The organism is Pantoea sp. Tr-811 (genome assembly GCF_011752535.1).
Lineage (GTDB): Bacteria > Pseudomonadota > Gammaproteobacteria > Pseudomonadales > Pseudomonadaceae > Aquipseudomonas.
The window spans coordinates 129619-154957 of record NZ_VWXJ01000017.1 but is presented as its reverse complement, the minus strand read 5'-3'; the positions used below and the strand labels follow the sequence as shown (position 1 = coordinate 154957).

Genomic DNA, 25339 nt, shown 5'->3' with positions numbered 1-25339 from the left:
AGAAGAACTCCCACACCGACACGTCGAAGCTGAACGGGGTTTTCTGCAGCACGCTGTCGCTGGCGTCCAGGCCGTAGGCCTTCTGCATCCACCACAGGCGGTTGACCAAGGCCTGGTGGCTGTTGCCAGCGCCTTTCGGGCGACCGGTGGAGCCGGAGGTGTAGATCACATAGGCCAGGTTCAGCGGCGCCACGTCGATAGTCGGGTTGGCATCGCTGTAGCCGCTCAGGTCCTCGGTATCCAGGTCCAGGCTGCGCAGGCCAGCCGGGATCGGCAGGGTTTCGCGCAGGTGCGACTGGGTCAGCAGCAGGGCAACGCCGCTGTCCTCGAACATGTAGCTCAGGCGGTCCTGCGGGTATTCAGGGTCCAGCGGCACGTAGGCGCCACCGGCCTTGACGATGCCCAGCAGGCCAATGACCATCTCCAGGCTGCGTTCCATGGCGATGCCGACCAGGGCATCCGGGCCCACGCCCAGCTCGCCCAGCTTGTGCGCCAGTTGGTTGGCACGGCGGTTGAGTTCGGCGTAGCTCAGGGTGTGCTCGCCAAAGGCCAGTGCCGGGGCATCGGGGGTGGCGAACACCTGGGCTTCGATCAGCGAATGAATGCTGCGGGCATCTGGATAGGCGGCATGGGTGTCGTTCCAGGCCTGCACCATCTGCTGCTGCTCCTGCGGAGCCAGCATCGGCAGCTCGCCGACCACGGCGTCGGCATTGGCCGACAGCGCCTGCAGCAGGTTGGCGAAGTGGCTCGCCAGTTGGCCGATGGCCTCATCGCTCCACTGCGCACGGTCGTGGCTGTACTGCATCGACAGGGTCGCGCCCAGCTCCACCACCAGGGTCAGCGGGTAGTTGGTCTGCTCCTGCACCGCCACGCTGCCGAAACGCAGGCCGCCAGGGGCGCCTTGCTGCAGGGCCTCGGACACCGGGTAGTTCTCGAACACCAGGATGCTGTCGAACAGCGCGTCACCGCCCTGCCCCGCCCAGCGCTGGACATCGTACAGCGGCGTGTGCTCGAACTCGCGGGCAGCGAGGTTGGTGGCCTGCACCTGGCCGATCCACTCGGCCACGGTCTGTTCGGCACGTGGCGCACCGATCACCGGCAGGGTGTTGATGAACAGGCCGATCTGCTCCTCCACCCCAGCCAGTTCCGCTGGGCGGCCGGCCACGGTGGCACCGAAGCAGACGCTGGCCTGGCCGGTGCAACGCTGCAACAGCAGCAGCCAGGCCGACTGCACCAGGGTGTTGACCGTCACCCGGTTGGCGCGGGCGAACGCTTCGATGGCAGCGGTTTGCTCGCGGTCGAAGGCCAGGCGATGGTCGCCATAGCCGCTACCACCGCCGCTGCCGGCAATGGCCTGGGCCAGGCGGGTCGGTTCGTCCAGGCCCGCGAGCTGGGCTTTCCAGAAGGCCTCAGCAACCGCGGCATCCTGGCCTTGCAGCCAGGCGATGTAGTCACCGTAGTGGGTGGCCTGGGTGCGCGGTGTCACCCCGGCATAGCGCTGCAGCACTTCACCCAGCAGGCGCGAGGTGCTCCAGCCGTCCATCAGGATGTGATGGTTGGTGTAGATCAAGTGGTGGCTGGCTTCGCCGGTGCGCACCAGTACCAGGCGCAGCAATGGCGCAGTTGCCAGGTCGAAGCCGCGCTGGCGTTCGCCTTCGGCCAGGGTCTGCAGGGCCTGTTCCAAGGCCGGCTGGCCACGCCAGTCGTGCTCGCTGAAAGGCAGCTCGGCGTGCTTGCGCACCACCTGCACCGCCTGTTCCAGCTCGCCCTGCAGGATGAACCCGGTGCGCAGGATGTCGTGGGCATCCAACGTGGCCTGCCAGGCCTGCTTGAAGCGCTGCACGTCCAACCCGTCCACGTCCACGCGCAGCTGGTTGATGTAGTTGCCAGCCTGTTGGTCGTAGAGGGTATGGAACAGCATGCCTTGCTGCATCGGCGACAGCGGGTACAGCTTGGCGATCTGGCCAGCTTGAAGCGGCAGGCTGTCCAGTTGCCCCTGGGTCAGTGCTGCCAGCGGGAAGTCGGATGGCGTCACGCCCTGGTGCTGGGCATCGCAGCAATGTTCCACCAGTTCGGCCAGGGCCTGCTCGTAGGCCTGAGCCAGGCGCTCGATGGTGGCTGGGTGATGCACGTCGGCGCTGTAGGTCCATTCCAGGAACAGCTCGCCAGCGTAAACCTGGCCGGTGATGCTCAGCCAATTACCCAGCGGCGCACCGGCGCACTGGGTGCGCCCGGCCGGTTCACCGCTCGGGGTGAACAGCGCGTTGCCGGCACCATCGAAACTGGCATCGAACTGGCCCAGGTAGTTGAAGGTGACGCGGGGCTGGGCGGCCTGCGCCAGCTCGGCGCGCACCTGGGCGTCGCCCAGATGGCGCAGCAGGCCGTAGCCGATGCCCTTGTCCGGGATAGCGCGCAGTTGCTCCTTGATGGCCTTGACCGACTGGCCCAGGCCTTCGGCTGGGGTAAGGCGCACCGGGAACAGGCTGGTGAACCAGCCGACGGTACGGCTGAGGTCGAGGTCGTCGAACAGGTGCTCACGGCCATGGCCTTCCAACTGCACCAACACATCGGCTTGCGTGCTCCACTGGCACAGGGTGCGTGCCAGGGCAGTCAGCAGCAGGTCGTTGATTTGCGTGCGGTAGGCAGCTGGGGCCTGCTTGAGCAGCTTCTCGGTGCGCGCGGCATCGAGCCGGGAAGCGGCGGTACGGGCGTGGCGGTTGTCCAGGCTGCCCTGTGGGTTGTCGCGCGGCAGGTCATGGCTGGCACTGGCCAGCGCCTGCAGCCAGTAATCGCGCTGCCCTTGCAGGGCCGGGCTGCTGGCGTGGGCGGCCAGGCGCTCGGCCCACGTCTTGACGGGCGAGGTCTTGGCCGGCAGGGCCAGCGACTGGCCCGCGAGCAACTGTTGGTAAGCCAACTGCAGGTCTTCCAGCAGCACCCGCCACGACACCCCGTCGACGACCAGGTGGTGCACCACCAACAGCAGGCGCTGCTGGCCATCGGCGAAGTCGAACAGGGCGGCGCGCAGCAGCGGCCCGTGCGCCAGGTTCAGGCTGGCCTGTACCTCATTGCCGGCGGCGTCCAGCTCATCCAGCGAGGCCAGGGCACGCTGCTGCAACAGCGGCACGTCGCCCTGTGGCTGGAAGTGGGCCTGCCACTGGCCGTCAGCCGACGTGAAGCGCAGCCGCAAGGCATCGTGTTGCTCGACCACGGCGCGCAGCGCGGCTTCCAACTGCGCAACCTGCACCGCAGCATTCGGCTTGAGCAGCACCGACTGGTTCCAGTGCGAAGGTTCAGCGATAGCCTGCTCGAAGAAACGTACCTGGGCCGGCAGCAACGCAGCCTGGCCCTGGGTGGCGTTGTCTACCGGCACAGATGCAGCAGGCTGCTTGGCCTCGATACGCTTGGCCACCAGGGCCAGTTGGGCGACGGTTTGCTGTTCGAACAGCTGCTTGGGGGTAATCTTGATGCCTTGGCGCTTGGCCCGGGCGATGATCTGCAGGCTGAGGATCGAGTCGCCGCCCAGTTCGAAGAAGTTGTCGCTGCTGCCAACGCGCTCAAGCTTCAGCACATCGGCCCAGACGCTGGCCAGTTTCTCTTCGATGTCGCCTTGTGGCGCCACATAACCACGGCTGACCGCGCCCGGCACCGGCAGGGCGCGCTTGTCGAGCTTGCCATTGGCGGTCAGCGGCAGGCGATCAAGCAGCATCAACTGCGCCGGCACCATGTAGTCGGGCAAGCGTGCCTGCAACTGGGCCTGCAACTGCTGCCCATCAATGCCTGCCTGGGCCACGGCATAGCCCACCAGTTGCAGGCGCTCGGCATCACCGTCCAGCGGCAAGGCCAGCACTGCGGCCTCGCTGACGCCCGGCAGGGCGGCCAGCACCCGGCCGACTTCGCCAGGCTCCACGCGATAACCGCGGATTTTCACCTGGTCGTCGGCCCGGCCAATAAATTCCACCAACCCTTCGGCCGTCAGCCGGGCACGGTCGCCGGTGCGGTACAGCCGGGCACCGCCAGCGGCCGGCACGAAGCGCTCGGCGGTAAGCGCAGGTTGGCCCAGGTAACCTTGGGCGACGCCCTGCCCGCCCAGGTACAACTCGCCGGGCAGTAGCGCCGCCTGTGGGTTGAGATAGGCGTCCAGCACTTGCACGCAGGCATTGCCCAGCGGGCGACCGACCGGCACGGTACGGCAGCCCGGCAGCACCTCACCTGGCTCGAAGCTGAGCACCCCGACCGTGGTTTCGGTCGGGCCGTAGTGGTTGATGACCCGGCAGGCCGGGCGCAACTCGCGCACCTTTTGCACCAGGCTCCAACTGCAGGCCTCGCCGCCCAGCACCAGCGCCTGGGCCGGCAGCACGTCGGCAGCCCGTGCAGCCTGCAACAGGCCCTGCAAGTGGCTGGGCACAAGCTTCAGCGCACCGACCTGATGCTGGGCCATGTAGCTGGCAAAGCCATCCGGGTCGAACGCCAGTTCCTGGGGCAGCAAGTGCAGCAGGCGCCCAGAAGCCAGGGCACCGAACAGCATGGTGTGGCCCAGGTCGGCGGCGGTGGTGGACACCATCGCCATGCTCGCATCAGCCGGCAGGTCCAGGCGCTGCAGTACCGCCTGGGTATAGCTGGCCAACGCACCATGGCTGACGACCACGCCTTTGGGCTGGCCGGTCGAGCCCGAGGTGTAGATCAGGTAAGCCGGTTGCTCCGGGGCGAGCGCCAGCGCCACCGGGCGGTCGCTGCAACTGGCCCAGGTGCTGTCCTCATAAGCCAGCGCCTGAATGCCCGCCAAGCCTGCGAAACGCGCATCGCCCGGTTCGTGCAGCAGCAGCGCAGCGCCGCTGGAGGCGATCAACTGCTGCAGGCGCTCCTGCGGCTGCTGGGTGTCCAGCGGCAGGTAGGCTGCGCCGGTCTTGAGCACCGCGAGCAAGGCGCTGACCCACTCGACTGAGCGCGGCAGGCACAGCGCGACAATGCTGCCGGCCCCCACGCCCTGCTGGCGCAGGTACGCGGCCAGGCGGTTGGACGCCGCCTCCAGGCCCGCCTGGGTCAGCAAGCGGTCGGCGGCGCGCACGCCACCACGGGCTTGACCATCCGCCAGCGCCTGGTACCACAGGGCGAGTATATCGCCATGGGCATAAGCTTCGGTTGCGGCCGGCTGCAGGGCCGTGGCCTGCGGGCAGTCGACGATCGCCTGCTGGGGATCGCGCGCCAGCACTTCGAGCACCTGGCGCAGGGACTGCGCCATGCGCTCGATGGTGGCCTGCTCGAACAGGTCGGTGGCATAGGTGAAGTAGCCTTCGATGCCGTCGGTCTTGTCCGAGAAGTCGAACGCCAGATCGAAGCGGGCATCGCCACCGTCACGGGCAAAGCCTTCCACTTCCAGCGCACCCAGGCGCTTGCGCGCGCTGTCGCTGGGGGCCACGTGCTGGTTGATCTTGAACTGGAACAGCGGGTTGTGGGCCAGGTTGCGCTCAGGCAACAGGGCATCGACCAGATGCTCGAACGGCAGTTCCTGATGCGACTGCGCGCCGCCGATCACGTCCTTGGCTTGTTCCAGCAAGGCAGCAAAGGTAGCGCGCTCGTCCACTTGCAGGCGCAGCACCTGGGTGTTGATGAAGAAGCCGATCAGGCCTTCAAGTTCCTTGCGGTTGCGCCCGGCATTCGGCGCGCCGATGCGGATGTCTGCCTGCCCGCTGTAGCGCGACAGCACCACCGCCATGGCCGCGAGCACCAGCACGAACAGGGTGTGGCCGCCCTTGCGCGCCTGGTTGCGCAGGGCCTCGGCCTGCTCGCCGGCAATGTCGACGCGCACCACCGCGCCGCGCTGGCTTGGCGTGGCCGGGCGTTCGAAGTCAAGCGGCAGGCTCAGTACCGGTTGCTCATCGCCCAGTTGTGCTTGCCAGTAGTCCAGCTGGCGTTGCGCTTCGCCGGCTTCGAGCCAGGCGCGCTGCCAGATGGCGTAGTCGGCATATTGGATCGGCAGGGCCGGCAGTTGGGCCTCGCGGCCTTCGGCCAAGGCGCTGTAGAGCTGGATGAATTCCTGCACCAGCACATCGCTCGACCAACCGTCGGAAATGATGTGGTGCATGCTCAACACCAGTACATGTTGCAGTGGCGCCGCTTGCAACAGGGCCACCCGCAGCAATGGGCCGCCAAGCAGGTCGAACGGTTGCTTGAGCACAGCGTCCACAGCCTCGCTCAGCGTGGCCGCGTCGGGCTCGGCGGCAAAGGCCACGTGCTCCACCGGCACCGCGCAGTGCTCAAGGATTTCCTGGTGGAAGGTGCCCTCTTCGGAGGCGAAGCGGGTGCGCAGCGACTCATGGCGGCGCACCAGTGCATCCAGTGCCTGCTGCAACAGCGCCGGGTCCAGCGCACCGTTCAGGCGCACGGCCATCGGCACGTTGTAGGCTGGGCTGTCGGGCTCCAGCTGCCAGAGGAACAGCAGGCGCTGCTGGGCATAGGACAGCGGGATGCGGGCCATACCCTGGCGCGCGGGCACGATGGGCAGCAAGCGGAAGCTCTGCCCACTGGCCTGCATCTTTTCCAGGATCTGCTGGCGTTGTTCTACGGGGAGGCCAACGAAACGTTGGGCAATACGTTGTGCGGCAGTGAGTTCCATGTCAGGCCTCTGTGAATTCGTTCATCATTTTTTCGATATCGCTCAGGCCGTCGTCGCTAAGCGACAGCCCCTGTTCGTCCAGGGCCTGGGCGAACGCATGCAGTTCGGGGTGGCTGAAAATCAAGCGCAGCGGCACGTCCAGCCCCAGCTCCACGTTGACCCGCGAAACCACCTGGGCGGCCAGCAGGGAGTGGCCACCGAGTTCGAAGAAGTTGTCATTCAGGCCCACCCGGGCAACGTCCAGCAATTGCCCCCAGATGCTCGCCAGTTGCTGTTGGCGTTCGGTCTGCGGCGCCTGGTAGTCATGCTGCGGTTGGTTCGGGTCAGGCAATGGCAATGCCTTGCGGTCGAGCTTGCCGCTGGGCGTCAGCGGCATGTTCGCCAGGGTCACCAGGTAGGACGGGATCATGTAGTCCGGCAGGTGCGCCTTGAGGTACTGCTTCAAGGCCAGGCGCAGGTCACCACTGGCGCCCTCGGCCGGCACCGCATAGGCGCACAGTTGCTTGCCACTGGGCAGGTCGATGGCCAGTACCGTGGCTTCGCGCACATCCGGGTGGGCGCGCAGGCGCTGTTCGATCTCGCCCAGTTCGATACGGAAGCCGCGCACCTTGACCTGGTGATCGACCCGGCCGCGGTAGGCCAGCTGACCCTGTTCGTCGTAGCAACCCAGGTCGCCGGTGCGGTACAGGCGGCCACCGCCCACTGGGTCGAACGGGTCGGGAATGAAGCGCTCGGCGGTCAGCGACGGGCGCTGGTGATAGCCACGCGCCAGGCACCCTGCCCCGCCAATGAACAGCTCGCCGGGCACTCCCACCGGGGTGGGTGCCAGGCCATCATCCAGGGCATGCAAGGTACGCCCCGGCAATGCGCGGCCGATCGGCACACCACCCTGGCTAATCTGCTCGGCTGTCATCGTCGAGCAATCGTAGGTGGTGGCGACCACCGTGGCTTCGGTAGGCCCGTAGGTGTTCAGCAGGCGCACCGCTGGCGGGCCCTCGGCGAGCCAGGCACGCAAGGCGTCCTCTGGCACAGCTTCGCCACCCACGTGAATCTGCTTGAGCCGGCCATAGGCCTCGGGCGCGCGGCGCTCCAGCGCCAGCAGGCGCCAGTAGGCCGCTGGCAGGTCGGCCACGGTCACGCCATGGCGGTTGATTTCATCCAGCAAGGTTGCCGTGTCCCACAGCCGCAGGTCACGCAAGACCACGCACGCGCCGTGGGCCAAAGGCGGGAAGAACTGCTCGACGAAGCCGTCGAAGCTGAAGGTTGCGAACTGCAGCACGCGGTCGTTCGGGCTCAGGCGCGAGTAGTCAGCGGCCACTTGGCAGAACACCGACAAAGCCTGGTGGTCGATGGCCACGCCCTTGGGCATGCCGGTGGAACCGGAGGTGTAGATGACGTAAGCCAGGTTGTGCGGCGCGGCCAGGTTGGCCAAGGGTTCGCCCGACCAGGCCTGCAGCCACTGGGTGCCGGGTTCGAGCAACACGCAGGGCAACTGCTTGCCCAGTTGCAAGCGCTCACGCGAAGGGGCGTCGGCCAGCAGCAGGCCGATGTTGCTGTCCTCGACCATGTAGGCCAGGCGCTCTTGCGGGTAGTCCGGGTCCAGTGGCACGTAGGCGCCACCGGCCTTGTGAATGGCAATCAGCGCCAGGGCCATGCCCAAGCCACGCTCCACCGCCACGCCCACCAGGCTGTCGGGCCCCACGCCCAGCGCACGCAGGCGGTGCGCCAGCTGGTTGCTGCTGCGATCGAGCTCGGCATAGGTCATCTGCTGGTCGTCGAAAATCAACGCCACGGCATCGGGCCGCTGGCGCGCCTGGTGCTCCAGCAACTGGTGCGCGCACAGCCCATCGATGGCCGCCGGGGCCGGGTTCCAGCCCAAGGTCAGTTGCTGGCGCTCGGCCGGGCGCAAGAAGTCCAGCTCGGCGATGCAGCGCTGCGGCGCGGCGCAAATGGCTTCGAGCAGCGCCTGCCAATGCGCGGCCATGCGTTCGATGCGCGGCGCGTCGAACAGGTCGGTCGAGTAGTTGAACGAGGCCGTCACGCCATCGGAGCGCTCCAGGGTGTTGAGCGAGATGTCGTACTGCGCTCCTGGCTCCAGCAGGTCCACTTCCTTGACCTGCAAGCCGTGCAGGGCATCGCTGGACACCTGTTCGCCAAGGTCGCGCAGGTGGTTGTAGAGCACCTGGAAGAACGGGTTCACGCCCTGCTCGCGGTCCGGGTACAGGGCCTCGGCCACCTCCAGGAACGGCACGTCCTTGTTGGCCTGGGCCTGCAAGGTGGTTTCCTTGAGGCTGGCCAGCAGCTGGGTGAACGGTTGGCTGGCATCGACGCCGACACGGGCCACCACCACGTTGATGAAGAAGCCGATCAGGCCTTCGAGCTCCAGGCGGTTGCGGTTGGTGACCGGTACGCCGATGTTGATCGTGTCCTTGCGGCTGTAGCGCGACAGGACGATGGCGTAGGCCGCCAGGAATACATGGAACAGCGTGGCGTTCGACGCCACCGCCAGCGCCCGCAAGCGCTCGGTGAGGGCCAACGGCAGGCGCACGTCGAAGCGGCTGCCCTGGTAGCTCTTCTGCGATGGGCGCACTCGGTCGGCAGGCAGTTCGAGCACGTCGAAATCACCTTCCAGGCGGGCTTTCCAGTAGTCGATCTGTGCCTGCATCTGCCCTTCGGCCAGCCACTTGCGTTGCCAGGCGGCGAAATCGGCGTACTGCACCGGCAGCGGCTCGGGGGCATGGGCCTGGCCACTGGCAGCAGCGTTGTAGGCGGCGGCGAACTCACGCACCAGCAGGCTCATCGACCAGCCGTCGGAGACGATGTGGTGCAGGGTCAGCGACAGCAGGTGCTCCTGCGCCTGCACCTTGAACAGCCGTGCGCGCAACAGTGGGCCCTGCTCCAGGTCGAATGGCACGAAGGCTTCGGCTTCCAGCTTGCGCATCTGCGCGGCGTGGTCCTGGCCACTGAGGTCTTCGAAACCGATCGGCACCGTAGTCGCCGGCACAATGCGCTGCCAGGGCAGGCCATCGGCCTCGACGAACACCGTGCGCAGCGACTCATGGCGGGCTACCAATGCATCGAGTGCGGCTTGCAGCGCCGTGCGGTCAAGGTTGCCGTGCATGCGCACGGCCATCGGTGTGTTGTAGGCCAGGCTTTCGGGGTTGAGCTTCCAGAACAGCCACTGGCGGTTCTGTGAACGGGACACCGGCAATGGCTGCTGGCGGTCGAGGATTTCGATATCCAACCCCGCCCCCTGCTCACCTTGCGCAACGGCTTGGGCAAAAGCCTGCAGGTCGACAGTGTCGAACAGCGTGCGCAGCGGGATATCCAGGCCCAGTTGCTTGCGCACTCGCGACACGGCCTGGGTCGCCAGCAGCGAATGGCCGCCGAGGGCAAAGAAGTTGTCGCTCAGGCCAACCTGCGGCACCTGCAGCACTTCGCCCCAGATCTGCGCCAGCTGAATTTGCAGTGGGGTTTGCGGCGCCTGGTAGGCCACCTGGCTGGCCACAGGCTCGGGCAGCGCCTTGATGTCGACCTTGCCGTTGACGGTGACCGGCAGGTGCTCCAGCACCATCAGGTGGCTAGGCACCATGTGCTCGGGCAGCAGGGCCTTGAGGGTGTTGCGGATGGTTTCCTGCCAGGCCTGCGGGTCGGCCGGCAGCGGGCTGGGCACCAGCCAGGCGGCCAGCTGCAACGCAGGTGCCTGGCCAATGACACGGACCAGGGCGTTGGCCACGCCGTCCAGCGCACGCACCCGGTTCTCGATTTCGGCCAGTTCCACACGGTAGCCACGGATCTTCACCTGGCCGTCCATGCGCCCGGCGAACTGCAGGGCGCCTTCCTCGTCCTGGCGTACCCAGTCACCGCTGCGGTACAGCCGTTCGCCTGCGCCGTTCGGGTCGGGTATGAAACGCTCGGCGGTGAGTGCCGGGCGGTTGAGGTATCCGCGGGCAAGGCCGGCGCCGCCGATGTACAGCTCGCCCTTGGCCTTGGCCGGCAGGGCCTGCAGGCAAGGGTCCAACACCGCTACGTGGGTGTTGGCCAACGGCTGGCCGAGGTGCGTCTCCCCCGACAGTTGCGCCACCAGCACGCCGACGGTCGTTTCGGTCGGGCCATAGTGGTTGAACACCTTGAGCGCCGGAGCCAGTGCCTGGACCTTGCCAAGCAGGCCTGGGCTGATGGCCTCGCCGCCCAGCACCAGGCATTGGGCCGGGAGCGCCGCACGGCCTGCCGCCAGCATGGCGTCCAGGTGCGACGGCACGATCTTCAGCGCATCCACCTGATGCTCGGCCATGTAGCGGGCAAAGCCCTCGGCGTCCAGCACCTGGTCGCGCTTGAGCATGTGCAGGGTGCAGCCGCCACACAGGGCGCCGAACAGCATGGTATGGCCCAGGTCGGCAGCGGGTGTGGAAACCTGGGCCATGCTGCGGATTTGCTCGACCGGCAGGCGCGCGCGGATGCCATCGACGTAGTTGGCCAGGGCACCGTGGCTGATCGCCACGCCTTTGGGTTGGCCGGTGGTGCCGGAGGTATAGATCACATAGGCCAGGTTGGCCGCTGACGGCGCTTGGCGCAGGGTACCAGCGCTGGCGCCTTGCGCCCAGTCCAGGCACTGCACGCCAGCGGGCAGCTCGGCCGACCACGCGCCAGGCGCCAGCACCAGCCGCGCCTGGCTGTCGGTGAGCATGTAGGCCAGGCGCTCGGCCGGCTGCTCGGGCTCCAGTGGCAGGTAGGCAGCACCGGCCTTGAGCACGCCCAGGATACTGGCAAGCATGTCGACGCTGCGGTCGGCCAGCACACCCACCCGCGTGTCCGGCCCCACCCCGGCTTCGGCGAGGCAGTCGGCAATACGCTCGGCGCGGGCATCGAGTTCGGCGAAGCTGGCCTGCTCGCCTGCCGCCACCACGGCCAAGCGCTCGGGATGGCGCTGGGCGGCAGCCGCGAATCGGTGATGCACCAGGGTTTCGTCACGCTGACCGGCACTGACCTTGGCCGCTACCGCGCCTGGGAGGGCAAACTCACCCACCGCGCCGCTGGCCTGTGCGGCCAGCGCCTCGACCAGCGCCAGCCACTGCTCGCGCAAGGCTTCGATGGTGCTGGCGTCGAACACGTCGGTGGCGTAGGTAAACGCGGCATGCAATTGCCCTGCGCGCTCGTGGGTGTCCAGCGCCAGGTCGAAACGGGCGCTGTGCTTCTCTAGCGCGATCGGTGCCAGGCTCAGGCCAGAGCGGGTTTCGATGGCTTCGACGTCCGCCACTTGCGCCTGGTGGTTGAACAGTACGCGGAACAGGGGGCTGTCGCTGCTGCGCGGCAGGTCCAGGGCCTCGACCAACTGCTCGAATGGCAAGTCCTGGTGGCTTTGCGCACCGACGGCAGTTTCACGTACCCGCTGCAGCAGGCCTGCGATGTCCAGCAACGGATCGATCTCGGTGTGCAGCACCTGGGTGTTGATGAAGCAACCGATCAGGCCCTGGCTTTCCGCACGGTTGCGGTTGGCGATGGGCACACCCACGCGAATGGCAGCCTGGCCGCTGTAGCGTTGCAGCAGCAGCTTGAACGCGGCCAACAGCACCATGAACAAGGTGACGTTGTGCTGGCGGGCCACGCTGCGCAGGCGCTCGGCCACATCAGTTGCAATGGGGAATTCCAACCGGGCGCCGCGGTGGCTGGCACGCCCTTGGCGAACACGGTCCAGCGGCAGTTCAAGCACGGCGTGGTCATCGCCCAGGCGCGCTTGCCAATAGGCCAGCTGGCGCTCCTGCTCACCGGCTTCGAGCCAGCTGCGCTGCCACAAGGCGTAGTCGCGGTACTGGATGGGGAGTGGCGAAAGCGTGGCCTCGGTGCCTGCCACGGCGGCGTCGTACAGGTGCAGGAACTCGTCGATCAACACATTCATCGACCAGCCGTCGGCAACGATATGGTGCAGGGTGAGCAGCAGCACATGCTCCTGGGTAGCCAGGCGCAACAGGCGCACGCGCAGCAACGGCCCGGTGGCCAGGTCGAAGGGCGCCAGGGCTTGCGCTTCGGCAATCGCTTCTACCTGCTGCTGCCGCGCGTCGGCAGGCAGGTGGCTGAGGTCATCCTCCCCCAGTGGCAACGCGGCGCCAGCAGCGTCCACCTGTTGGCGCACATCGTCGCCGTCGGCGACAAAGCGCGTGCGCAGGGTTTCGTGGCGGGCGACCAGGGCATCGAACGCCTGTTGCAATGCAGCCCGCTCCAGTGGCCCTTGCAGGCGCACGGCCATGGGCAGGTTGTAGGCAGCGCTTTGTGGGTCGAGCTGCCAGAGGAACCACATGCGCCGTTGGGCGTACGACAAACGGTCACGCTCGGCCACCTCGACACCTGGCGCAATCGGCAACACGGAAAAATCCATGCCCTCGCCCTGCAACGCCTTGAGGAACAGGCGGCGCTTGTCGGGGCTGAGTTCGATAAAGCGGCGGGCGAGCTTGAGCGTTTGTTCAGCATTCATGTCGAGCGGAGTCCTGGCAGTCGAGCGGTAACTGACAGACGAAGGCATGGGGGGCTGATTTAGGTGGGATAAGGCGAGCTGGGAGTGACCGTGGCCAGGCACCTGCAGAGGAGCCTGGCTTTGCCGGTGTTCACGGATCGCGTTTTCACGCGCGCACGCTACCTACCTGATTCAACAGCGAATCCTGTAGGAGCGGGCTTGACCCGCGAAGCAGGCGACGCGGGGCATGGCACCGGCTGCGCCGGTGTTCGCGGGGCAAGCCCGCTCCTACAAGGGATGGCGGCGCGCTTGCGGGCAAGGTTTCCTGCGCGAGGGCAGACCCGGTCAGCGCACTAGTTCGCTGTGCCCCTCGGCCATGGCCACCACCACCTTGCGCTTGCCGGTAAACGGCGAGCGGGCGTGGGCCGCGAGCATGTTGTCGAGCATCAGCACGTCGTTTTCCAGCCAGGGGAAACTGATGGTGCACTCATCCAGCACGCCGCGCACTTCATCGAGCAGCGAGTCCTCGATAGCCGAACCGTCACCGTAGTAGACGTTACGCGGCAAGTCCTCTTCCTCGACGATGTCCATCAACGACTCGCGCACCTCCGGCTGCAGGTTCGACACATGGAACAGGTGCGCCTGGTTGAACCACACCGAATCCCCCGTGCGCGGATGCTGCGCCACCACCTGGCAGCGCTGGCGAGTGCGCAACTCGCCATCGTCCTTCCAGATGCACTCGATGGCATGCGCCCGGCAATAGGCCTCGACCTGGCGCGGGTCTTCGGTGTTGAACACTTGCGACCACTCCACATCCAGGCCATTGCCATAGTTGCGCACGTACATCAGCCCCTTTTCCACCAGGCGCTCGCGAATACGCGCCGGCACCCGCCGATATACCTCGCGGCTGTCGGCAATCGGCGTCTCACCGCCGGTTTCGGCGGGAATCACGCTGTAGAACCAGATTTTCATCGGCCATTCCAGGGTATAGGCCTGCTCGTTGTGCAGCGGAATGCTCTGGTGCGCTGGGTACTCGGTAGAGGTGTACACACCCTTGGTCACGTTGCTGCGTGGCGTGGAACCGAACTCATAGTTGAGCAGTGGGTGGCCGAAGGCAGCGGCGAACTGGCGGAAGGCCTCGGGGCCTCCCACGTCAAAGCCCCTGAACAGAATGCCACCGGCCTGTACCAGGTGGCGGTCGACCAGGGGCTGCAACTCGGCGAAAGCCTCCAGCAGGTCGATGCCCGGCTCTGGGGCACGTACCAGCAGTGGCAGGTTGCCGCGCGCGGCGTCCAGGGGTTCGATGGCAAAACTCAGCAGTTCACTCACGGATCGTCACCTCAAGCCAGGGCCGCATTGGCGGCGAATTCAGGAATATGCGCCGGCGTGGCGCGTTGCTAGAGGAACGAGCGGGGTCGCTGAAAATTCACCGCAGCAACAGGCATGGCTAAAGCGCAGCCCTGGCGATTCGTCTGAACGATGTGCACCCTTTTATCGCCCAGGAACCGTACATGACTCGCCAGCTTCTGCTACTTGCCCTGCTCGCCGCTGCCCCAGCCATCGCCTGGTCGGCCGACAACTGCACCGTGGAAATCCACGGCACCGACCAGATGACCTTCGACAAAGCTGAAATCGTCGTGCCCAAGGCCTGCACCTCGTTCACCGTGAAGCTCACCCACCCCGGCGACATGCCCAAGAACATCATGGGCCATAACTGGGTGCTGAGCACCCAGGCCGACATGCAAGGGGTTCTCGATGACGGCGCGAAGGCCGGTGAGGCCCAGGACTATGTACAGCCCAAGGACACCCGCGTGATCGCCCACACCCGCCTGATCGGCGGCGGCGAACAGGACAGCATCAGCTTCGACCCGCGCACCCTCAAGGCCGGCACGCCCTACAGCTACTACTGCTCGTTCCCGTTCCACAGCACCGTGATGAAGGGCACCCTGAGCCTCGGGAGCTGACCCCCAAAGCGCCGTCCTCCCCCCTATTCAGCGAGATCAAGCGTCATGAAAACCTCCTCCCCCGGGGCCATCCGCGAGCTGCTCGGCCTGCTCAAGCCCTACCGCCCAATCGTCATCGTCTCGGTGTTGCTGGGTGTTGTCGGCGGCCTGGCCGTAACTGCCCTGCTGGCCACCGTCAACCAAGGCCTGCACAACTCAGACGGCATGGGCCGTGGCCTGGTGCTGGCATTCGCAGGGCTGTGCCTGCTGGCGCTGGTGAGCAGCGTGGCGGCCGACACCGGCACCAACTATGTGGGCCAGAAAGTCATCGCGCGGCTGCGCAAGGACCTCGGCGCCAAGGTGTTGTCGGCGCCGATCGAACAGATCGAGCGTTACCGCACGCACCGCCTGATCCCGGTGCTGACCCGCGATGTCGACACCATCAGCGACTTCGCCTTCGCCTTCGCCCCGCTGGCGATTTCGCTGACCACCGTGGTCGGCTGCCTGGGCTACCTGGCCTGGCTGTCGTGGCCGATTTTCCTGATAACCCTGGCAGCGATCGGCATCGGTAGCGCGGTGCAGTACGTGGCCCGGCAAAAAGGCGTGGCCGGCTTCAATGCCGCACGCGATGCCGAAGACAGCCTGCAGAAGCATTACTCCGCCGTCGCCGAAGGGGCGAAAGAGCTGCGCATCGACCGCCGCCGCCGTTATGCGATGCTCACCCGCAACATCCAGGGCACCGCGGACTTCATCGCCAATACGCACATCCGCGCGATCAATATCTTCGTCATGGCCAAGAGCCTGGGTTCGATGCTGTTCTTCGTGGTCATCGGTCTGACCCTGGCACTGCAATCGCTGTGGCCGAGCAACGACCCGGCGGTGATGAGCGGCTTCGTGCTGGTGCTGCTGTACATGAAGGGGCCGCTGGAAACCCTGATTGGCAACCTGCCGATTCTCGGCCGCGCCCAGATTGCCTTCCGGCGTATCGCCGACCTGTCCGAGCGCTTCTCCTCGCCAGAGCCGCACCTGCTGCTGGAGCCGCCGGTCAAGCGCGCAGCACCGAGCACCGCGCACCTGGAGCTGCACGGTGTGGAGTACGCCTACCCTCCGGTAGACGGCAACGAACCGTTCCGCGTGGGGCCGGTGAACCTGAGCATCGAACCGGGCGAAATCCTGTTCATCGTCGGCGAAAACGGCTGCGGCAAGACGTCACTGATCAAGCTGCTGCTGGGCCTGTACACCCCGCAGCGCGGTGAAGTACGCCTCAATGGCGTGGCCGTCGGCCCTGAGGGGCTGGACGATTATCGCCAGCTGTTCACCACGGTGTTCGCCGACTACTACCTGTTCGACGACCTGCCCGAACACGAGCACGGCTTGCCCAGCGATGCCACGCGCTACCTCGAACGCCTGGAAATCGCCCACAAGGTCAGCGTACGCGACGGCGCCTTCACCACCACCGACCTGTCCACTGGGCAGCGCAAGCGCCTGGCGCTGGTCAATGCCTGGCTCGACCAGCGCCCGGTACTGGTGTTCGACGAGTGGGCGGCGGACCAGGACCCGACCTTCCGTCGGGTGTTCTACACCGAACTGCTGCCGGACCTGAAACGCCTGGGCAAGACCATCATCGTGATCTCCCATGATGACCGCTACTTCGACACCGCCGACAAGGTGGTGCACTTGAGCCGCGGCAAGATCGTCGAGGCGCTGGAGCCTGCCTGAGGCGTTTGCCCAGGCCAATGAAAAAGGGGGCGATCGCTGCAGCGATCGCCCCCTTTTTTCATGCCGGCAGCATCAGAACAGCCAGCGGTACAGCAGGTAGGCCACCACCACCGCCAGCACCGGCCGCAGGATGCGATAGGCCTTGGGGTTGGCGCGCTTGAACTGCTTCATGCGGGTGCTGAGCTTGTTGCTGAAGCGCTTGCTCCAGGCATAGGCCTGGTTGATACCGCCTACACGCTCGTCATCGGTGTTCTGCGGCGCCGTGGCGCGGCCGAGGAAGGCACTGACCTTGCGGTTGATGCGGGTCATCAGCGGGCTGCTCAGCGGGCGCTCGATGTCGCAGAACAGGATCACCCGGGTAACGTCGGTTTCGTTCTTCACCCAGTGCACGTAGGTTTCGTCGAACATCACGTCCTCACCGTCACGCCAGGCGTATTCCTCACCATCGACGTAGATGCGGCAAGCATCGGAGTTCGGCGTCGACAGGCCCAGGTGGTAGCGCAGGGAGCCGGCGAACGGGTCACGGTGTGGGTTCAGGTGGCTGCCACCGGGCAGCAACGCGAACATCGCGCCCTTGACGTTGGGGATGCTGCTGACCAGCTCGACGGTTTTCGGGCACAGGGCTTCGGCAGACGGCAGCGGCTTGTCGTACCACTTCAGGTAAAAGCGTTTCCAGCCTTTCTTGAAGAACGAGCCGAAGCCTGCGTCGTTGTCCTTTTCCGCAGCGCGGATGTACCCCTCGTCGAACAGGCGCATGGCCTCCTCGCGGATTACCTGCCAGTTGTCCTTGAGCACGTCCAGCTCAGGGAAGCGCTGGCGGTCCAGGTACGGCTTGGACGGCACGCCGGAAAACAGGTACATCAGGCTGTTATAAGGAGCGAACAGCGCCGAATGGTTGACGAATTGGCGCAAAACCGGCAAGCGCGCCTTACCGCGCAGGTGCACGTACAGCACGCTGCCGATGAACACCAGCAGGACACCCGCCTTGGCGAGAAAGGAAAAGGTCATGCAACACTCCTTGCAAAGAAAGCAGGCCAGCGCCGCCTGCTCCCAGAAAAATCATCCGGCCATCATAAACCCATCCCGCCCCGGTAAAAACAACCGGGGCCGGATCTCACTCATGAAGATTTTGCAATAAACCCGGCCAGCCAACCTTGCGCCGGATCAGTGGCAAGGCGGTTACTGCTGGTTTTCCTGCTCGCTGAACAGGTCGCTGAACAACATGCTGGACAGGTAGCGCTCGCCCGAATCGGGGAGGATTACGACGATGGTCTTACCCTGCATCTCCGGTTTTTCGGCCAGGCGTACCGCAGCGGCCATGGCCGCACCGCAGGAAATACCGCAGAGGATGCCTTCCTCCTGCATCAGGCGAATGGCCATGGCCTTGGCCTCTTCGTCGGTCACGGTTTCGACCTGGTCGACGATCGACAGGTCGAGGTTCTTCGGCACGAAGCCGGCACCGATGCCCTGGATCTTGTGTGGGCTGGGCTTGAGCTCTTCGCCTGCCAGGGTCTGGCTGATCAGCGGCGACGACACAGGCTCCACCGCCACCGAGAGGATCGACTTGCCCTGGGTGTGCTTGATGTAGCGCGACACGCCGGTGATGGTGCCACCGGTGCCCACGCCCGCCACCAGCACGTCCACCGCACCGTCGGTGTCGTTCCAGATTTCCGGGCCGGTGGTCTTTTCATGGATTGCCGGGTTGGCCGGGTTTTCGAACTGGCCAGGGAGGAAATACTGGGCCGGGTCGGAGGCGACGATTTCATTGGCCTTGTCGATCGCGCCCTTCATGCCCTTGGCAGGCTCGGTCAGCACCAGTTCGGCGCCAAGGGCCTTGAGCACCTTGCGCCGCTCCAGGCTCATGGACGCTGGCATGGTCAGCACCAGCTTGTAGCCGCGGGCAGCGGCGACGAAGGCCAGGCCAATGCCGGTGTTGCCCGAGGTTGGCTCGACGATGGTCATGCCCGGCTTGAGCCGGCCGTTGCTTTCGGCGTCCCAGACCATGTTCGCGCCAATCCGGCATTTCACCGAGTAGCCTGGGTTGCGCCCTTCGATCTTGGCCAGAATGGTCACCCCACGCGGGGCGATGCGGTTGATCTGTACCAGCGGCGTGTTGCCGATGGAATGGGCGTTGTCTGCGTAGATACGGCTCATGGCAGGGTCCTTGACATGAAAAAAAGCAGGGGAAGGTTTCAAGGGTAAGCCCGCCCCGCAAGTGCGTAAAGCCCGTTCGAACTCAGCCGGGCCGGCCGCGGTCAACCGTTACGACCCGCCCCGGAGAGCCTGTGCATGAAAGCGCGCTACCGCTGGCCCCTCATCACCCTGGGCAGCCTCGTCATCTTGCTGGTGGCCCTGCAACTGGCCCTGCCTTACCTGGTGCGCGACTACCTGAACGGCAAGCTCGCCAGCATGGGTGAATACCGCGGCCAGATCGCCGACGTGGACCTGGCCTGGTGGCGCGGCGCCTACCAGATCAATGGCCTGAAAATCGTCAAAACCACCGGCAAGGTGCCCGTGCCGCTGCTCGATGCGCCGCTGATCGACCTGTCGGTGAGCTGGCATTCGCTGATCTACGACCAGGCCGTGGTGGCCCAGGTAACCTTCGTGCGCCCCGAGCTGAATTTCGTCGACGGCGGCAACCAGCAGGCCTCGCAGACCGGCCGCGGCACCAACTGGCGCCAGCAACTGGAAAAACTGCTGCCCATTACCCTCAACGAGGTACGTATCGACAACGGCACGTTGAGCTTTCGCAACTTCAATTCCAACCCACCGGTGAACCTCAAGGCCACGCAGTTGCAGGCCAGCATTCGCAACCTGACCAACGTGCGCGACCAGAAGGGCCGGCGCGATGCGAGCTTCGAAGCCACGGCGCTGCTGCTGGGCGACGCCAAGGCCGAAAGCCGCGCCACCTTCGACCCGTTCAGCGATTTCGACGACTTCGAGTTTCGCCTGCGCGCCACTGGCATCGAATTGCGCCGGCTCAACGATTTTTCCAGCGCCTATGGCAAGTTCGACATCAATGCCGGGCACGGCGACCTGGTAATCGAGGCCCAGGCCGAGGAAGGCCGGCTGCATGGCTACATCAAGCCGCTGTTGCGCGATGTCGATGTGTTCGACTGGCAGCAGGATGTGGAGAACAAGAACAAGAACATCTTGCGCTCGATCTGGGAGGCCATCGTCGGCGCCGGGGAAACGGTGCTGAAAAACCAGCCAAAAAACCAGTTCGCCACTCGGGTGGACCTCAGCGGCAGCGTGCACCAGCAGAACATCAGCGCGTTCGAGGCGTTCTTGCAGATTCTGCGCAATGGGTTCATTCAAGCGTTCAATGCACGGTATGAGCAGCCTGCGCCTAAATCCGACTGATTCGGCGTGACGGGGCATTCAGAGAATGAATACCCGGTCTGCGTTTTCAGCTGCCTGGGGCCGCGTTATAGTCGGTGGCAAATCACAACTATTGTGTTGTCTGTTCCGGCCCTTTCGCGGGGCAAGCCCGCTCCTACAGATTTCCGCGATTCCTGTAGGAGCGGGCTTGCCCCGCGAAAGGGCCGGCACAGGCCCACCACAGAGGACAGACCCATGAAGTTCGAAGGCACCCGCGACTACGTCGCCACAGACGACCTGAAACTGGCGGTCAACGCGGCCATCACCCTCGAACGCCCGCTGCTGGTCAAGGGCGAACCCGGCACCGGCAAGACCATGCTCGCCGAACAGCTCGCCGCCTCGTTCGGCGCGCGTTTGATCACCTGGCACATCAAGTCCACCACCAAGGCCCACCAGGGCCTGTACGAGTACGACGCGGTGAGCCGCCTACGCGACTCGCAACTGGGCGTGGACAAGGTCCACGATGTGCGCAACTACCTGAAAAAAGGCAAGCTGTGGGAAGCCTTCGAGGCCGATGAGCGGGTGATTCTGTTGATCGACGAGATCGACAAGGCCGACATCGAGTTCCCCAACGACCTGCTGCAGGAACTCGACAAGATGGAGTTCTACGTCTACGAAATCGACGAAACCATCAAGGCCAAGCAGCGCCCAATCATCATCATCACCTCCAACAACGAAAAAGAGCTGCCCGACGCCTTCCTGCGCCGCTGCTTCTTCCACTACATCGCCTTCCCCGACCGCACCACCCTGCAGCAGATCGTCGATGTGCACTACCCGAACATCAGCCAGTCGCTGGTCAGCGAGGCGCTGGACGTGTTCTTCGATGTGCGCAAGGTGCCGGGCCTGAAGAAAAAGCCCTCCACCTCCGAGCTGGTCGACTGGCTCAAGTTGCTGATGGCCGACAACATCGGTGAAGCGGTGCTGCGCGAGCGCGACCCGACCAAGGCCATTCCGCCACTGGCCGGCGCCCTGGTGAAGAACGAGCAGGACGTGCAATTGCTGGAGCGCCTGGCCTTCATGAGCCGGCGCGGCAACCGCTGACAGGAGCCGGGCCATGCTGCTCAACCTGTTCAATGAAATGCGCGCGGGCAAGGTGCCGGTGTCGGTGCGCGAATTGCTCGACCTGCACCAGGCACTGCAAAAGCACGTGGTGTTCGCTGACATGGACGAGTTCTATTACCTCGCCCGTGCCATCCTGGTGAAGGACGAGCGCCATTTCGACAAGTTCGACCGCGCCTTCGCCGCTTACTTCAAGGGCCTGGAAAACCTCGACCAGCACATCGAGGCGCTGATCCCCGAAGACTGGCTGCGCAAGGAGTTCGAGCGCTCGCTCACCGACGAGGAACGTGCGCAGATCCAGTCCCTGGGGGGCCTGGACAAGCTGATCGAGGCGTTCAAGCAGCGCCTTGAAGAGCAGAAGGAACGCCACGCCGGCGGCAACAAGTGGATCGGCACCGGCGGCACCAGCCCGTTTGGCTCGGGCGGCTTCAACCCCGAGGGCATCCGCGTTGGCGAGGCTGGCAAGCGCCAGGGCAAGGCGGTGAAGGTGTGGGACCAGCGCGAGTACAAGAACCTCGACGACCAGGTGGAACTGGGCACGCGCAACATCAAGCTGGCCCTGCGCCGGCTGCGCAAGTTCGCCCGCGAAGGCGCCGCCGAGGAACTGGACATCGACGGCACCATCGACCACACCGCGCGTGATGCCGGGCTGCTGAACATCCAGATGCGCCCCGAGCGGCGCAACACGGTGAAGCTGCTGTTGCTGTTCGACATCGGCGGCTCGATGGACGCCCACGTCAAGGTGTGCGAGGAGTTGTTCTCGGCCTGCAAGACCGAGTTCAAGCACCTGGAGTACTACTACTTCCACAATTGCGTGTACGAGTCGGTGTGGAAGAACAACCTGCGCCGCACCTCGGAGCGCTTCGCCACCTTCGACCTGCTGCACAAGTACGGTGACGACTACAAGGTGGTGTTCGTGGGCGATGCGGCCATGGCGCCCTACGAGATCACCCAGCCCGGGGGCAGCGTCGAGCACTGGAACGAAGAGGCCGGGTATGTGTGGATCCAGCGCTTCATGGCGAAGTTCAAGAAGATCATCTGGATCAACCCGTACCCCAGGCAAGCCTGGGATTACACCGCATCGACGCACTTGGTGCGGGATTTGATCGAGGACAAGATGTATCCGCTGACCTTGCAGGGGTTGGAGGAAGGGATGCGTTACCTGTCCAAGTGATATAGCCTGTACCGGCCCTTTCGCGGGGCAAGCCCGCTCCTACAAAGCGAAAGGGCCGGCAGCCTTACAACCAACGGTCCAGGTATGCCTGCTGCTCCCGCCACGCCTGATCCTGCACTACCGCCCTGAACTGCACCTGCGCCCCCGGCATGCACTGCGCCAGCTGCGCCAACGCCAACGGCGTCAACGCCCCCAACCGCGGATACCCGCCAATGGTCTGCCGGTCATTGAGCAGCACGATCGGCTGCCCATCCGGCGGCACCTGCAACGCGCCCAGCGCAATCCCCTCGGAAATCATCGGCGCGCCCTGGTAGATCAGCTGCGGCCCCAGCAAGCGAATGCCCATGCGGTCGGCGCGGCTGTCCAGGGTCCAGTCACGGTTGAACGCTTCAAACAGGCTGGTGCCACTGAAATTACCAATCTGCGCGCCCATCACCAGGTCGAGCACAGGCTTGGCCACATAGCGCGGGCAAAGCGCCGCCGGTACTTCGCGCAAGGCCGGCGACTCACCGACGAAGCACAGCACCTGCCCCGTCACTAACGCTGAACCGCGCCCATCGATACCGCCCAGCTCCTCGCGCACGACCGTGGCACAGCTGCCCAGCACATCGTCGCCCAGGAACCCGCCCGGGGCCGCCAGATAGGCCCGCACTCCGTGCTTTGGCTGTTTCAGGATCAACCGCTGCCCTTTTGCCAAGCTGAAGCTGCGCCATGGCAGCAGTGGCTGATCGTCCACCCGTGCATCCAGGTCGGCCCCGGCCAGCGCCAGCACGCAATCCTGCTCCGCCACCCACGCAAAGCCACCCAGCGCCACCTCCACTACCGGTGCACCCAACGGGTTGCCCAGCAGCCAGTTGGCCCACTGCATCGCCACCCAGTCCAGCGCCCCGCCCTGGGTCACGCCCAGGTGGCGCACGCCAAAGCGCCCGGCATCCTGCAACTGGCACAGAGCGGTGCTGGCCTCGATATTCAATTGCTTCATCCTTGCGCCTCCACATCGCCGCCAAGGGCCAGGAACTCATCACGCGACACCGCCACGAAACGCACCCGGTCACCCGGCTGCAACAGGCTATAGCCCTCCCGTTCACGGTCGAACAGGCGCACGGGGGTGCGCCCGATCAGGTTCCAGCCACCCGGCGACACGGCGGGATAAGCCGCGGTCTGGCGTTCGGCGATACCCACGCTGCCCGCCGCCACGCGCTTGCGCGGCGTGCTCAGGCGCGGGCTGGCCAGGCGTTCATCCACCAACCCCATGAAGCCGAAGCCGGGGGCGAAGCCAAGGGCGAACACCGGGTATTCGCGCTCGCTGTGCAGGCGGATCACCTCGGCCTCGCCGAGGCCACTGCGCGCGGCCAGCACGGGCAGTTCCGGGCCGACACTGGCGTCGTACCAGACCGGGATTTCATGACGCCGGCCGCCCTTGCCGGTGTCCGGCTGCAAGCCGTCGAGTGCCTGCACGATCAACGCCCTCGCCGCCCCGGGCGGCAGGTCGAATTGCACCATCAAGGTGGTGTAGGACGGCACCAGGTCCAGCAGGTGCGCCCCGAACGCCTCATTCAGCCGCTGGCTGGCCGCGAGCATCCACAGCATGTTGGCTTCATCGATATGGTCGAACAGGCGCACCATCAGGCAGTCGATGGCCGCCACTTCGATACGCAGCTTCATCGCGCCTCCAGCGCATCCAGGGCCTGGCGTATTTGCCGCACGGCGGCGACCGAACCGTCGTTGTCGCCGTGCACGCAGAGGGTGCTGGCTGCCAGGGTCAACGCGCTGCCATCGTCGGCCACCAACGGCTCGCCCCGGGCCAGGCGCACAGCCTGCTCGACCACTCGCGCCGGGTCGTGGTGCACTGCGCCCGGCAGGCGCCGGGACAGCAAGTGGCCACTGGCGGTGTAGGCACGGTCGGCGAAGGCCTCGAACCACAGTGGCACGCCGATTTCATCGCCCAGGGCCTGGGCGGCGCGATTGTCCGCCGTGGCCATGAGCATCAGCGGCAGGTTGCTGCCGTAGGCCGCCACGGCTTCGAGCACGCTGCGCAGCGTCTGCGGGTTGGCCATCATGTCGTTGTACAGCGCGCCGTGGGGCTTCACATAGGCCACGCGGCCACCGAGCACCTTGCAGATGCCGTCCAGGGCGCCGAGCTGGTAGTGCAGCAGGTCGCGGATTTCTTCGCCGCTGCAGGCCATGGAGCGCCGGCCGAAGCCGACCAGGTCCGGGTAGGCCGGGTGCGCGCCGATGGTCACGCCGTGGTCCAGCGCCAGGGCCACGGTGCGGCGCATGGTGCCGGGGTCGCCGGCGTGGTAGCCACAGGCGATGTTGGCGCAGTCGATGAAGGGCATTACCTCGGCATCCAGGCCCATGCGCCAGCTGCCGAAACTCTCGCCCATGTCGCAATTGAGTAGCAAGCGTTCCACCACGTCGCCTCCGTTGTTCACGCACACCCCGGTAGGGGCGAGCAAAGCTCGCGATGCGCCCTCAGCGCCAGCTCTCTTTCACCGCCCGGCGCCGCCCGCCCAGGATCACCCAGCCAATCCCCAGCAACAGGCTTTCGACCAGCAAGGCCAGCAGGAACCCGGCACCCACGCCCCAGCCAATGGCTTCTGGCTTGAGCAGGATCTGGTAGCTGTAGCCATCGAGGGTTTCGTCGCGCAGCTGGGGGTCTGCCTGCACCAGCACATGCCAGGTGCGGCTGGCCCACGGGCCTTGCAGCGCCTGCCATTCATCCTCCAGCAACTGGTTGCGCACCAGCAGGCTCTCGATGCTGTTGGCGTCGCTGAGGAACACCGGGTCGTCACTGGTGCGGTAATGGCGCACCAGCGCTTGCAAGTCCCCCTTGAAGAACCGCTCGGCAGTTTGCTTGAAGCCATCGAGCGCCTGGCGCGACTCGAACAGGTGCGCCTCGACCCGCTGGCTGTAGTCCTTGACCAGCCCAGGCACCTGGATACCGGCCAGCAGGCCGAAGGTGAACAGCAGCAACCGCAGGTAACTTCTGAACATGCAGC

General features: G+C 65.6%; 14 protein-coding genes. 5 read left to right on the top strand and 9 right to left on the bottom strand.

Annotated elements, in window-relative coordinates:
• The 3 genes from F3J44_RS22975 to F3J44_RS22965 form a co-directional block, all read right to left on the bottom strand.
• Positions 1-6613: non-ribosomal peptide synthetase (locus F3J44_RS22975; protein WP_167276344.1), on the bottom strand; the 6613-nt coding region annotated here is incomplete at its 3' end.
• A 1-nt stretch (position 6614) separates the two neighbouring features.
• Positions 6615-13082, bottom strand: a complete 6468-nt coding sequence (locus F3J44_RS22970; protein WP_167276340.1) for a non-ribosomal peptide synthetase — start codon at positions 13080-13082, stop codon at positions 6615-6617.
• A gap of 324 nt (positions 13083-13406) precedes the next feature.
• On the bottom strand, positions 13407-14390 hold the full coding sequence (locus tag F3J44_RS22965; RefSeq protein ID WP_167276338.1) for a TauD/TfdA family dioxygenase: 984 nt from the start codon (positions 14388-14390) through the stop codon (positions 13407-13409).
• A gap of 182 nt (positions 14391-14572) precedes the next feature.
• Here F3J44_RS22965 and azu point away from each other — a divergent pair, with 182 nt between their 5' ends.
• Positions 14573-15025 (top strand): azurin, encoded by a 453-nt coding sequence (gene azu / locus F3J44_RS22960; protein WP_167276335.1) that lies wholly within the window; start codon positions 14573-14575, stop codon positions 15023-15025.
• 45 nt (positions 15026-15070) lie between these two features.
• A complete protein-coding gene (locus F3J44_RS22955; protein WP_167276333.1) occupies positions 15071-16723 on the top strand; it encodes a cyclic peptide export ABC transporter in 1653 nt (550 codons plus the stop codon).
• Between the two features lie 72 nt (positions 16724-16795).
• Here F3J44_RS22955 and F3J44_RS22950 read toward each other — a convergent pair whose 3' ends face one another.
• Positions 16796-17731 (bottom strand): aspartyl/asparaginyl beta-hydroxylase domain-containing protein, encoded by a 936-nt coding sequence (locus tag F3J44_RS22950; protein WP_167059520.1) that lies wholly within the window; start codon positions 17729-17731, stop codon positions 16796-16798.
• A 171-nt stretch (positions 17732-17902) separates the two neighbouring features.
• Positions 17903-18877: a cysteine synthase A gene (cysK, locus tag F3J44_RS22945; protein WP_167059516.1), complete on the bottom strand. Its 975-nt coding sequence runs from the start codon at positions 18875-18877 to the stop codon at positions 17903-17905.
• A gap of 135 nt (positions 18878-19012) precedes the next feature.
• Here cysK and F3J44_RS22940 point away from each other — a divergent pair, with 135 nt between their 5' ends.
• From F3J44_RS22940 to F3J44_RS22930, 3 genes are all read left to right on the top strand, one after another.
• The gene (locus F3J44_RS22940; protein ID WP_167276330.1) at positions 19013-20086 is read left to right on the top strand and encodes a DUF748 domain-containing protein; all 1074 of its coding nucleotides are present in this window, start codon (positions 19013-19015) and stop codon (positions 20084-20086) included.
• A 213-nt stretch (positions 20087-20299) separates the two neighbouring features.
• Positions 20300-21145, top strand: a complete 846-nt coding sequence (locus F3J44_RS22935; protein WP_003254658.1) for a MoxR family ATPase — start codon at positions 20300-20302, stop codon at positions 21143-21145.
• 13 nt (positions 21146-21158) lie between these two features.
• Complete coding sequence (locus F3J44_RS22930; protein WP_167276327.1) at positions 21159-22337, top strand: VWA domain-containing protein; 1179 nt, start codon at positions 21159-21161, stop codon at positions 22335-22337.
• A gap of 64 nt (positions 22338-22401) precedes the next feature.
• Here the strand turns inward: F3J44_RS22930 and F3J44_RS22925 are convergent, their stop codons facing one another.
• The 4 genes from F3J44_RS22925 to F3J44_RS22910 are packed head-to-tail and all read right to left on the bottom strand — an operon-like array spanning position 22402 to position 25334.
• A complete protein-coding gene (locus tag F3J44_RS22925) occupies positions 22402-23319 on the bottom strand; it encodes a biotin-dependent carboxyltransferase family protein (RefSeq protein WP_167276325.1) in 918 nt (305 codons plus the stop codon).
• A complete protein-coding gene (gene pxpB, locus F3J44_RS22920; protein ID WP_167276322.1) occupies positions 23316-24002 on the bottom strand; it encodes a 5-oxoprolinase subunit PxpB in 687 nt (228 codons plus the stop codon). Before pxpB ends, F3J44_RS22925 begins: the two co-directional genes overlap by 4 nt.
• Positions 23999-24772: a 5-oxoprolinase subunit PxpA gene (locus tag F3J44_RS22915; protein ID WP_205300071.1), complete on the bottom strand. Its 774-nt coding sequence runs from the start codon at positions 24770-24772 to the stop codon at positions 23999-24001. The genes pxpB and F3J44_RS22915 overlap by 4 nt, the downstream gene beginning before the upstream one ends.
• 40 nt (positions 24773-24812) lie before the next feature.
• On the bottom strand, positions 24813-25334 hold the full coding sequence (locus F3J44_RS22910; protein WP_167059498.1) for a DUF2937 family protein: 522 nt from the start codon (positions 25332-25334) through the stop codon (positions 24813-24815).
• Between the last annotated feature and the right edge of the window lie 5 nt (positions 25335-25339).